Consider the following 12,550-nt stretch of genomic DNA (forward strand, 5'->3'; position numbering starts at 1 on the left):
CTAGATCTGCTCGCGCGGGCGTTCGCGCCGCAACGCCTCGGCAATGGTATTAGCCAACATCTCGCCGGTGAGCGGCTTGCGCAGGAAACGGTCGAAGCCCGCTTCCTGCGCGTTCGGTTCGGCGGCTTCATCGGAGCGTGCGGTCACCGCGATCAACGGCATCTCGTAGCCGAAGACGCGCAACTGCCGCGCCAACGCAAAGCCATCCAGACCGGGCAGGTCCAGATCCAGCAATGCCAGATCGAACGTGTTGTCGGCCGCTTCGGTCAGCGCCGCCAAACCATGCGGCGCATGCACCACCGAATGCCCCTGCGCGCGCAGCAGGCCGATGATGACCTCGGCGATGGTCGGGTCGTCTTCCACCAGCAGGATGCGCTGCGGATCGACGGGGCTGGCGGCATGCGCCACCTCGCCGTCCAGCGTCGCATTCGACGCCACCCAGCGCAGCGGCAGATCCACCACAAAGCGCGTCCCGGCGCCGAGCCGGCTGATCACCTCGATATGCCCGCCCATCGCCATCGCCAGCTCCTGACAGATCGCCAGGCCCAGACCACTGCCGCCATAACGTGAAGTGGTCTTGGCGCCGTCGCCCTGTTCGAAGCGCTGGAACAATCGCGCCTTCTGTTCGGCATTGATGCCCGGGCCCGTGTCGGCAACCTCGAAGCGCAGGCCTTGATAGGAACCGAGCGTGGTCAGCTTCAGCGCGACCACGCCGCGCTCGGTGAATTTGATCGCGTTATTGAGCAGGTTGAGCAGGATCTGCCGGATCCGGGTGGAATCGCCGCTGGCGGTGATGTCGCCGAGCAGCCCGATTTCCAGGCTGAAACGCAGCCCGCGCTCCTGCGCCAACGGCGCCATCAGCGCTTCGACCTCGGCCACGAGTTGACGCACCGAAAATGGCTGGAAATCCAGTTCAAGCCGGCCCGATTCGATGCGCGCCAGATCCAGCGCATCGTTGACCAGCCGCAACAGATGCGCCCCCGCACGACGGATCGACTCGGTGTAGCTGCGCTGCGTGGGGTCCTGCGTGGTCTTGAGCAGCAATTCGCTCATGCCCAACACACCGGTCATCGGCGTACGCACTTCGTGACCCAGCGTCGCCAGAAAACGCGTCTTGGCCAAAGACGCCTGTTCGGCCAGCTCCTGTTTGTGCACGGCCAGCTGCCAGGCATTCAGGCGCCGCAGCCGACGGCGGTACAACAAGATGGCGGCGGCGATCACGCACACCGTCAGCAAGGCCAGCAGGCTTAAACCCCATGGCGACAGCCACCATGGCGGCAACACCTGAAAACGTAATGTCTGGCTGGCCGACCAGATGCCATCTGCAGTACGCCCCTGCACTTCCAGCGTGTAATGCCCGGAGGGCAGGCGCGAAAACAACCGTTCGCCGGTGGAGCCCACGTCGATCCAGTCCGGATCGTAGCCACTGAGGCGGAAGCGGTAACTGGTGGATTCGGGATTGGTAAACGTGGGCATGCGCGCCACGATATGCAGGTCGCGATCGCCGTCCTGCACTTGCAGCGGCGCCTTGCCGGTGACATCCAGTTCGCGCTCGCCGCGTCGCAGGCTGACACGTTCGATCAACAGCTGCGGTCGGCGCAGATTCGGACGCATCGTGGCCGGATCGAACACCACGATGCCGTCGGATGTGCCGCCCAGGATCTGCCCCGTGCTTGCCTGCACCAGCGTGGCCACCTGCAGGGGCGAACTGGGAAGTCCGTCGTGCACGTCGTACACACGCACCAGCTTGCTGCCGGGGTCGACCCGAATCAGCCCACGATGACTGGAGACCCAGGCCACGCCACCGGCATCGATCACCAGGCCGGTCGGCGAGACCATCGGAAATTCCTGGTCCTTTCCCACCGTATCCAGGTGCGTGAGCTGCTTGCCGTCCCAGAGATAGCGCCGCAATTGTCCGGCCAATCCGATCCAGACGATGCCGCCATCTCCCTGGCGAAACACATAGGTCGGCAGGGACGGCGCGCCGCGGACCGGAACGAACTGGTCGGCATGCGGATCCCATCGCCACAGCCCGGCATTGTTGCTCAGCCAGATCTGCCCATCCGGCCCGATCCGCATGTCCAGAACAGTCAACGCCTTCAGCCCATGGCTTCCATAGTCGAGCGTCCTGAGCAGCTGGCCCTCGCTGCTCCACAGCTGCACCCCGTGCGTGAGCAGCGCCACCCAGATGCGGCCTTGTGCATCTTCGGCCATCCTGCCAGGCCTGCCGACATCTTCGAGATCGGCTGCGGACTCCTTGTGCCCGAGCAGTGGCCAACGCCTGACCTCGCCTGTCTGCGGGTTGTATCGAACCAGCCTTTCCTGCACGCCAATCCAGACCGTTCCCCGCCTGCTTTCGATGACGGTATCGGGAATGCGTTCTGGATCGACCGAGGCCAGGCGGGGCTCGACGCGGCCGGTGACGGGATCGAAATGCTCAAGGGTTCCACGCGTGCCGACCAGCCAGATCCCGCCCGTGATCGAGGGCGCCGTCGCAACGACCGAGGGGTTGGCGAGCGATTGCGGATCGTCTGCGCGATGCGAAAACAGCGCGAAGGTATCCCAGCGTGGAGGCAGGTGCCACAGCCCGCCCTCCAGGCTGGCAAACCACAGACCTCCTTCGCGGTCCTGGTAGGCGGTGATCCAGTTCCGGTTGACCAGACCGTGCGCTGAAAAACTGTAGACCGGCACGCGTTCGACGCCACCATCGCCGGTACTCATACCCAGGCCGGTGGCGGTATCCAGCCAGTGGCGCCCGAGCCGATCACGGAGCAGGACGCCACGGACCTGCGCGGTGTCTGTAGCGCTTTGCCAGGGGCTTGCTGTGGGCCGCCCGACGGTATTGAACCGGACGGGGTTGCCGTCGAAATCGGCAATCCATAGCCCCTTGCCGTCGGGCTCCTTGTACATTCTGTTGACCGACTGGGACGGGCCCGGAAGCGGCACGCGCTCCAGGCGTCGACCATTCCAGTGCACAAGCCCGCCCCAGGTGCCGATCCACAGGCCGCCGTCGGGCGCAACTTCCAGACCAACGATATTGTCGGACGGCAAGCTGCCGGCATCGCCGGCCTTGGCAGAAAAGTGCTGCATGCGACCGTCGGGCCGGTAACGATAGAGGCCCTGCTTGGCGGTGCCGATCCAGATATCGCCGTCCGGCGTTTGCGCCAATGACCACAGGGTGGCGTCGCGCAATTCCGGGAACTGCGGATCTTCCAGTCGTTTGAACGTGCGCGTGTTCGCTTCCAGATAGCCGACGCCGCCGTCCTCGAAACCCATCCACACCCGATCGTTGGCATCGACACAGATGGTCCAGACCACGTTGCTGGTCAGGCCATCTTCCATCCGCCAGATCCGGTAGTTGCGGCCATCGAATCTGGCCAGGCCGTCATCGCTGGCAAGCCACAGATATCCCTGTTTGTCCTCGGCCAACTGATTGATCGTGTCCGACGGCAGCCCGTCGGCGATCGTCAGCTGGATGGGCACCGGTGTTGCGGGCGTCCGCGCCTGCACCGGAAGCACTGCCAGACACAGGCACAGCCAGAGCACAGCGAGCAGCCGATGGGGCAAGCAGGATAGAAAGCGCACCGGATCAACTTCACGACAAGTCGGCGCATAGTGCGGGCCACGCGCGGTGCGGGCAAGCGCGCTCTGCCCGTTGTGCGCACGCGCTCAGGCTGCAAGGCGCCCGCGGCAGCGTCATTGGTCAGTCCGTTGCACGTTGCAGGGCTTGCGAAAAGCGGGCCCGACAATTCTTTCCGCCGACACTTGCTTGCGACGCAACCGCTTGCCGCGCCCCGGGTGGCAGGGCACCTGCAGCGCCCTTCCGCCTGGCCAGACCATCGCGACCCGCATCGCTGTTCGAGCGGCCCAAGAGCGGACGAACACGCTGCGTGATACTTGGATGCCTGCTCCGGTGACAGAGCATCCGCAGCGCTTGTCAGCGCTTGCTGCGTAACGCTTCGGCAATGGTGGCCGCCAGCATGTCGCCAGTGAGCGGCTTGCGTAGGAAGCTGTCGAAGCCGGCTTCCTGCGCGCTTGGTTCGGCGACCTCGTCGGCGCGTGCAGTCACGGCGATCAACGGCATGTCGTAGCCGAAGACGCGCAACTGCCGCGCCAGCGCAAAACCATCCAGCCCGGGCAGGTCCAGATCCAGCAATGCCAGATCGAACGTGTTGTCGGCCGCTTCGGTCAGCGCCGCCAGGCCATGCGGGGCATGCACGACCGAATGCCCTTGCGCTTGCAGCAGGCCGACGATGACCTCGGCGATGGTCGGGTCGTCTTCCACCAGCAGGATGCGCTGCGGCTCGACAGCCGTCTCGGCATGCGCGGTCTCGCCACCGAGCGCGGCGTTGGAAGCCACCCAGCGCAGCGGCAGATCCACCACGAAGCGCGTCCCCGCACCGAGTCGGCTGATCACCTCGATCTGCCCGCCCATGGCGATTGCCAGCTCCTGGCAGATCGCCAAGCCCAGACCACTGCCGCCGTAGCGCGAAGTGGTTCTGGCACCATCGCCCTGCTCGAAGCGCTGGAACAGCCGCGCCTTCTGTTCGGCGTTGATGCCCGGCCCCGTGTCGGCCACTTCAAAGCGCAGGCCTTGATAGGAACCGAGCGTGGTCAACTTCAACCCGACCACGCCGCGCTCGGTGAATTTGATCGCGTTATTGAGCAGGTTGAGCAGGATCTGCCGGATGCGGGTGCAATCGCCACTGGCAGTGATATCGCCGAGCAGCCCGATCTCCAGGCTGAAGCGCAGGCCACGCTCCTGCGCCAGCGGCGCCATCAACGCCTCCACTTCGGCCACCAGCTGACGCACCGAAAACGGCTCCACATCCAGCTCCAGCCGCCCGGATTCGATGCGCGCAAGATCCAGCGCATCGTTGACCAGCCGCAACAAATGCGCGCCTGCGCGGCGGATCGACTCGGTGTAACTGCGCTGTTTGAGATCCAGCGAAGTCTTGAGCAGCAGCTCACTCATGCCCAAGACGCCCGTCATCGGCGTACGCACTTCGTGGCCCAGGGTCGCCAAAAAACGCGTCTTGGCCAGGGACGCCTGCTCGGCCACTTCCTGTTTGTGCACCGCAAGCTGCCAGGCATTCAAGCGACGCAACCGACGGCGGTACAACAAGATAGCTGCAGCAATCACGCACACGGTCAGCAGGGCCAGCAGGCTCAAGCCCCACGGCGACAGCCACCATGGCGGCAACACCTGAAAACGCAAGGTCTGGCTCGCCGACCAGATCCCGTCTGCAGTGCGCCCCTGCACTTCCAGCGTGTAACGGCCTGAAGGCAGACGCGAAAACAGGCGCTCGCCACTGGGCCCGACATCGATCCAGTCCGGGTCGTAGCCGCTCAGGCGGAAGCGGTAGCTATTGGATTCGGAGTCGGCGAAGCTGAGCAGGCGGGCGACGATATGCAAGTCGCGGTCGCCGTCCTGCATGACCAAAGGCGTGACATGACTCAGATCCAGCCCGCTCTCGCCGCGACGTAGACCCACACGTTCGATCACCAACGGCACCCGATGATCATTCGGCTTGAGTTCGGCAGGATCGAAGATCACCAGCCCATCCGGCGTCGCGCCGACGATCATGCCCTTTGACGATTGCACCAAAGAACGCGCAACGAATTGCGGATTGGGCAGGCCGTCATGAACCCCGAACACGCGCACGCCCCGCGTGGCCGGGTCAACGCGAATCAGGCCACGCATACTGGACATCCAGGCAACACCGTCGTGGTCGATCACCAGTCCCTGTGGCGCAAGCGCAGGGAAGTTCTGCTCGGGGCCCACTGTATCTAGATGTTGCAGGGTGCCGTTCTTCCACAAATAGCGGCGGAGCTTCCCTAGCCCGGCAAACCAGGCGATCTGGTTGTCGCTGAAGCGAAAAGTGAAGATAGGTTCGTCGGGTGCGCCGGCAATGCGCTCGAAGCGCGCAACCGACGCGTTCCAGCGCTGCAGACCACGATTACTGGCCAGCCAGAGCGCTCCGTCCGGCCCAGCCTGCAGGTCGTAAACCACCAGATCTGCTGCAAGGCCGTGGGTCCCGCGCAACATGGTGCGCAGCAAGCGACCTTGTTCGTCCCGCTCTTGTAGCCCAAGCGTGGCATGGACCCAGATGTGACCATCGGCGGTCTGCTGCAGCGCTTCCAAGGAAGCGTCCAGTGTCGCGTCCTGTGCAGCCGCGTCCGAGCCGCTTGCTGCAGCCTTCCAGTGCTGCACCTGGCCAGTAGCGGGATCAAAGCGCACCAGCTCGGCAAACTGCCCGACCCAGACGTTACCCTTGCGATCCTCCAGCACGCTATTGGACCAGCTGGCAGACCCCAGGGTGGGCAATACACGCTCGATTTTGCCGGTGGCAGGATCTACGCGTTCGAGCACGCCCGAGGTGCCCACCAACCACATCCGACCATGATTTTGCAGTGCCCTGGATCGCCAGGTTGCCACCTTGGCCACCGTCGTCCATGTAGTTGAAAACTACCGCGAAACGATGCCAGTTCGAGGGGAGATGCCAGAGCCCGCCGTTGGGGCTGGCAAACCATACACCGCCCTCGCGATCCTGATATGCCGATTCCCAGTTGGGACGGATACGCCCGTGCGCAGACAGACTGTACAGGGGGACATTGCGCACCTCCGCACCAGTCGTATGGCCTAGGCCGGCCAGGGTGTCCAGCCAATAGCTGCCGTCCTGGTCGCGCAACAACACGCCCAATACCGGATATTCTGCAGGTGCCTGCCAACGGTGCGGACTGAGATGACCACTTGGATCGCGCCGAAACAGCTTGTCGTCGCTGGTCCCGATCCAGATGCTGCCATCGGCATCGGCAGTTAGCCGGGTGATGATCTGTGCGGTGCCATCCGGAAATGCCTGCCGCTCGAAGTCATTACCCGTCCAATGCGCAGCACCATCGGCGGTACCGATCCAAAGTGTGCCGCGGGTATCGACATCAAGCCGATAGATCGCGTTGTCGGGCAAGCTGCGCGGATCGTCGGCACGATGTGCGAAATGCTCCAGCGAACCATCCGGCCGCAGCCGGTATAGCCCACTCATTTCAGTGCCGAACCATATGCTGCCGTCGTCGGTAGACTTGATGTTCCAGATCGCAGCGCCGCGAAGTTCCGGATAGCGCGCACCATCATAGAAAGTGAATTGATGGCGTGCGGGGTCCAGCATCGCAAGGCCTGCCATGCCGGTCCCGATCCAGACCCGGTTGCGCTTGTCGACGTGAACCGCCCAGATCTGGTTGTCGCGCAAACCGTCTTCGATGCGCCAGATACGGAAGTTTCGCCCGTCGTAACGCGCTAACCCATCGCTGCTGGCCAGCCACAAATATCCATTGGCATCCTCATCGAAGCCGTACACCACGTTGGATGGCAGCCCGTCGGCCACGGTCAGCTGCCGCGGCTGCGGCAGTACCGGCACGCCGGCCAGCGTAAGACTCGGCCAGCCTGACACGACGGCCAGGCAAAGCAGTAATAAAGCCCGCGTCATCAAGGCTTTCAGCGGCATGCGACGACTGGGGTGTTGTGGTGGTAGCAGCATGCGCTCGCGTGTCCTTTGCACGCATAGTGCGGACCTTGCCTGATGCTGGCAACACACAGAAGCGCGCCAACGGTGATCGTTACAGCAGGCAGGCATCGTACGGCCGTCTTTACGCGATGCGATGCCCGATGAGCACCGGCATCGTCAACGCATCGGGGCCGTGCACCCACGCTAGGTCGCGGCCTGCATGCCGGCGGCTGCGCGCGCAGCCGTAATCGCTTCCACCAGCAGATCGGCAGTGACCGGTTTGCGCAGGAATCCGTCGAAACCTGCGGCCTTGGCCTGGGTCTGCGCGGCGCTGTCAGCGCGTGCCGTGACTGCCAGCAGCGGGAAGCGATGGCCAAGCTGGCGCAGCTGCGATGCCAGGGCAAAGCCGTCCAGCCCGGGGAGATCCAGATCCAGCAGCGCGATGTCGAACCTGCCATCCACCGTTTCCGACAATGCAGCCAGCCCATGCGCGGCATGCACCACGCGGTGACCTCGATTGGTCAACAAGCCGCTGATCACCTCCGCCACGGTCGGGTCGTCTTCCACCAGCAGGATGCGCAGCGGCTCGCCTGCAGGCACCTGCACCTGGCCGGTGGCGATACGTGTGCCGGAGCGGTCGATCGGCAAGGGCAGATCCACGGTGAACTGGGTGCCGACGCCAAGCCGGCTGCGCACGCGGATTCGGCCCTTCATCGCCACGGTGAGTTCCTGGCAGATCGCCAGCCCAAGCCCGCTGCCGCCGTAGCGCGAACTGGTGCGCGCGCCCTCGCCTTGTTCGAAGCGCTGGAACAGTCGCTTCTGCTGTTCCGACCCGATGCCAGGACCCGTATCGCGCACCTTGAAGCGCAGGGCATCGCCGTGCTGGCTGACGGTGAGCGACACCTCGCCGCGTTCGGCAAACTTGATCGCATTGCCCAGCAGGTTGATCAGGATCTGACGCACCCGCGTTGCATCGCCCACGACCACCACATGCGGGGGAAGCTGATTGCGGTACTCCAAGCGCAGGCCGCGCGCGTCAGCGATGGGATGCATGAAATCGGCCAGTTCCTGGGTGAGCTGCGCGGGATCGAAGGGCTGCTGTACCAACTCCAGCTTGCCGGCCTCGATGCGTGCCAGATCCAGTGCATCGTTGACCAAGCGCAGCAGATGCGTGCCGGCCTTGCAGATCGCATCGACATACCCGCGCTGCTTGGCATTCAGCGGCGTGGCCAGCAGCAACTCGCTCATGCCCAGCACGCCGGTCATGGGTGTACGCACTTCGTGGCCAAGCGTCGCCAGGAAATGCGATTTGGCGATCGATGCCTGCTCGGCCAGCTGTTGCCGCTGCTGTGTCAGCACCCACTCCTGCTGCCGCCGCACGCGCTTTCGCCAGGCCCAAACACTTAAGTACAGCAGCAGCATGCAGAGCGCTGCCGCCGCCAACTGCGCGGCCGTGCTCAACCACCACGGCGGCCGCACCTCCAGTTGCAACACCGGCGCAGCGACCCAATCGCCATCGCCGGCACGCGCCTGGACCTCGATGCGGTAGTCGCCAGGCGGCAATCGCGAGATCACGCGCTCGCCGCTGGCACCCTGCTCCACCCAGCGTTCGTCGTAGCCATTGACACGGTAGCGGTAATGCGCGGAGGCCGGATCGACAAACGACAACAGCCGTGCGCTGATGCGCAGATCGCGATCGCGCGCCTGCAGGATCACCGGCGCGTTGTGGGCAACCGTCTGCGGGCGCTCGGCATCGTTGCGCCGCACCTGCACCGATTCGATCACCAGGCGGGCCAGCGGCGCAGGCGCAAATGGCCGCGACGGATCGAACAACACGATGCCGCTGGTCGTCAGCGCCAGCACCTGGCCGTTGGGACCAATCGCCGGCGGACGCATCGAAAACTCGCTATCTGGCAGGCCGTCGCGTGGACCGAACCGGCGGACCTGCGGCTGGCCGCGCTTGTAAGCGAACAGGCCCCGCGAGGTGGTGGCCCAGACCGTGTCGTCGCCGCCCAGCGCCAGGCCGCGTATCTCGGTAGGAGGCAGGCCGTGTTCGTGCCCGACCCGCTCCAGCAGGCGCGCCTGCCGCCCGTCCCAGCCGTAACGTTCCAGCGCACCGGAACGCCCAACCCAGAACTCGCGCGGCGACACGAAGGCCAGCGCATAGACTTCATGATTGGCGTCCTCGATCACTGCGCGAAAGCGTTCGCCCTGCCAGACCCACACACCATCCCCGGCTGCGACCCAGGCGGTGCCATCCGGCCGCACCGTCAGTTGCTGCACCATGCCGCCGACTTCACTGAGATCGGTGCCGAAGCGGAACGTGGCCAGCAGCCGTCCATCCGCGGCACGTCGCTGTACGCCACCTTCCACGATCGAAACCCAGAATTCGCCATCGATGCCGGGTGTCATCAGTTCCACCCGATGCGTTGCGGAAACACCGATCTGCATTGCGAGCTTCTGCTGCTGGCCGGTCTCCGGGGTATAGCGCGTCACGCCATCGCGCAGCGCGATCCACAAACTGCCGCCGCCGGCCGGCAGCACCGACTGCACGGTGCCGCCGCCCAATGCGTCGCTATGCAGGACCGGCACCAGCTCACCGTCATTGCCGAGCCGGTAGACGCCTTCGCCGGTCGTCACCAGAAAGCTGTCGCCATCGGCCACAGCGTTGACCAGATACAGGCTCTCCAGCGGCTTGCCCTGGGTCTGGAAAATGGTGGAGAACCGCCGCCAGTCCGGCGGCAAATACGCCACGCCCTGCGAAATCAGTCCGAGCCATAGCCCGCCCTGCCGGTCCTGCATCACATCGAGCACGCCGCTATGTGCGGTGAGGAAGCCGCTGCCGCGATCGCCTTCCATCAGGCGCAGCGCGGTTTCTCCCGGCGCCACCCGGAAAAATCCGTCGGCTGCACCAATCCAGTAGCCACCGTGCACATCGTGTACCACGGTCGCGGCACGCAGGGCATCGGCCCCGCTCCAGGGCGCGCGTTCCAGCGCACCAGCAGGCGTCACCCTGTACAAGCCATTGCTGGTCCCGACCCACACCGTACCGTCGGCATCCTTGCTGAGCTTGAAAACCGTCGTGCTCAGTCGGTCTGGCGCGATGCGCACGAAGCGCTCGCCGTCGCGCATCACCAACCCGCTGTCGGTGCCGATCCATAGCCGGCCGCGCGCATCGGTCAGCAGGCTCATGATGGTGTTGCTGGGCAGTCCATCCGCCGCATCCGGTGTGGCACGGAACGCCGTCACCCGACCATTTTCTTCGCGCCGGCACAGCCCGGCACTGCTGGTTCCTACCCAGATCGCATCTTGTGCCTGGGCCAGTGCCCAGACCTGCCCATCGCATGCGCTGCCAACGTCGGGAAATGTCGTAAACGCCGAGCGCGCCGCATCCAGCATGCTCGGTGGCGAGCCGTTGATGCCAACCCATATCCGGTCGCGATCATCGACGAACAGCGTTTCCACTTCGTTGCCCGGAATCGAACTGGCGACATGCGGATCGTGCTGCCATACCTGCAAACCGATGCCGTCATAGCGCGCAAGGCCATCGCTGGTCGCCGCCCAGACATAGCCTTGCCGATCCTGGGCCAAGGCCAGCACCATGCGCGAAGGCAGGCCTTCGGCACTACCGAAGCGGCGCATGCGCGGGGTCTCGATCTGATTCACCGCCGCCGCATCCAGCCCGCTCAGCAGCAAGAGCACGGCCAGCACCGACATCAGCACGTTCTTCATCGTCATCCGTGTCCCCATCGCCGCGTGTGCGCCCGGCGTTCCTTGTTGGGACTGCACTTTACCCGCTACGCCGCAGTTCTTGGTCCCAGGAACTGGCTCGCTCCCTGGCCGAGTTGCCGTTCTGCTGCCCGCTGCGACTGACCCGGCATGCGACCAAATGCTTGGCCGGCCAGTGCAGCAGGTATCTGCTGCGCATGGCACTGGTCGTGGCGAACGCACTGCCGGTTTGCTGTCTGCCATGGAACCAAGACAGCGCCGGCGCGAGGCTGCTGTCGCGTCCTCGCCTGGCTTGCACCTGGACCTACGCGTCGCCGGCCTCGCGATCGCGCTGGCCATCATCGACATCGGCAAGCACCCGCGCCAAGGCCTGCGCCAGCAAATCGCCCGTGACCGGTTTGCGCAGAAAGCCATTGCAGCCGGCGGCCATCGCCTGCGGTTCGGCATCCGTGTCGGCACGTGCGGTCACGGCCACGATCGGGAAGCGCACACCGCGCGCGCGCAACTGCGCCACCAGCGCCGCACCATCGAGGCCGGGAAGATCCAGATCGCACAATCCCGCATCGAAACTGCGCGTGCTCACCTCTGCCAGCGCGGCAAGACCATGCAGCACATGCGTGACGTGATGCCCACGCGTCTGCAGCAGGCCCACGATCACCTGCGCCACGGTCGCATCGTCCTCGACCAGCAGCAGCTGCAACGGCGCTTGCTCACGCAGCGACGGAGCGCGCACTGCAGGCGGCGTGACCGCAGGCAACGTGGACACCCAGTGCAACGGCAGCTCGACCACAAAACACGCGCCCTGCCCCAATTCACTGGTGACCGTCACCGCGCCGCCCATCGCCGCGGCAAGTTCGCGGCAGATCGCCAGCCCCAGCCCACTGCCGCCGTGCCGTGCCAGCGTGAGCGCGCCTTCGGCCTGTTCAAACCGCTGGAACAGCCGTCCGCGCTGCTCGGCGCTCATGCCCGGCCCGGTGTCGCGCACTTCCACGCGCAGACCCTGCCGGGTGTACTGCGGCAATGTGGTAAGGCGCAGGTGCACGCTACCGCGCTCGGTGAACTTGACCGCATTGAACAGCAGATTCAGCAGGATCTGCTGCACGCGACTGGCATCGCCATGCAATGCCGGCGGCAATGCCTCGTCGAGCTCGCACTGGAAGGCCAGCTGCTTCTGCTCGGCACTCGGGCGCACTAGGGCCTGTTAACACATCCGAAGCCCATCAACGACTAGGACGAAGCTGAGGAATCCAAGGAACATGACATCCAGCTTCTCGAAGCGCGAGAAAATCCGGCGGTAGCCTTTCAAGCGACGGAACAGT

At 64.9% G+C, this 12,550-nt stretch carries 2 protein-coding genes and 3 pseudogenes; all 5 read right to left on the minus strand.

Features of this window, described 5'->3' with window-relative positions; genetic code table 11:
- A complete protein-coding gene (locus F7R02_RS19250) occupies window positions 1-3,546 on the minus strand; it encodes a hybrid sensor histidine kinase/response regulator (protein WP_078588725.1) in 3,546 nt (1,181 codons plus the stop codon).
- Window positions 3,547-3,937: 391 nt separating this feature from the next.
- Window positions 3,938-7,502: pseudogene (locus F7R02_RS19255) on the minus strand (hybrid sensor histidine kinase/response regulator).
- Window positions 7,503-7,706: 204 nt separating this feature from the next.
- On the minus strand, window positions 7,707-11,234 hold the full coding sequence (locus F7R02_RS19260) for a sensor histidine kinase (protein WP_139370847.1): 3,528 nt from the start codon (window positions 11,232-11,234) through the stop codon (window positions 7,707-7,709).
- Between the two features lie 301 nt (window positions 11,235-11,535).
- Window positions 11,536-12,426, minus strand: a pseudogene (locus F7R02_RS19265) (ATP-binding protein); the annotation flags it as partial.
- Window positions 12,427-12,432: 6 nt separating this feature from the next.
- A pseudogene (locus tag F7R02_RS19270) lies at window positions 12,433-12,550 on the minus strand (IS5-like element ISCARN85 family transposase); the annotation flags it as partial.

Source organism: Xanthomonas cissicola (assembly GCF_008801575.1).
Lineage (GTDB): Bacteria > Pseudomonadota > Gammaproteobacteria > Xanthomonadales > Xanthomonadaceae > Xanthomonas > Xanthomonas cissicola.

Excerpts from the sequence above, each read along its gene's own strand:
- F7R02_RS19260 (WP_139370847.1), bottom strand. The coding sequence starts at position 11,234 with ATGAAGAACGTGCTGATGTCGGTGCTGGCCGTGCTCTTGCTGCTGAGC.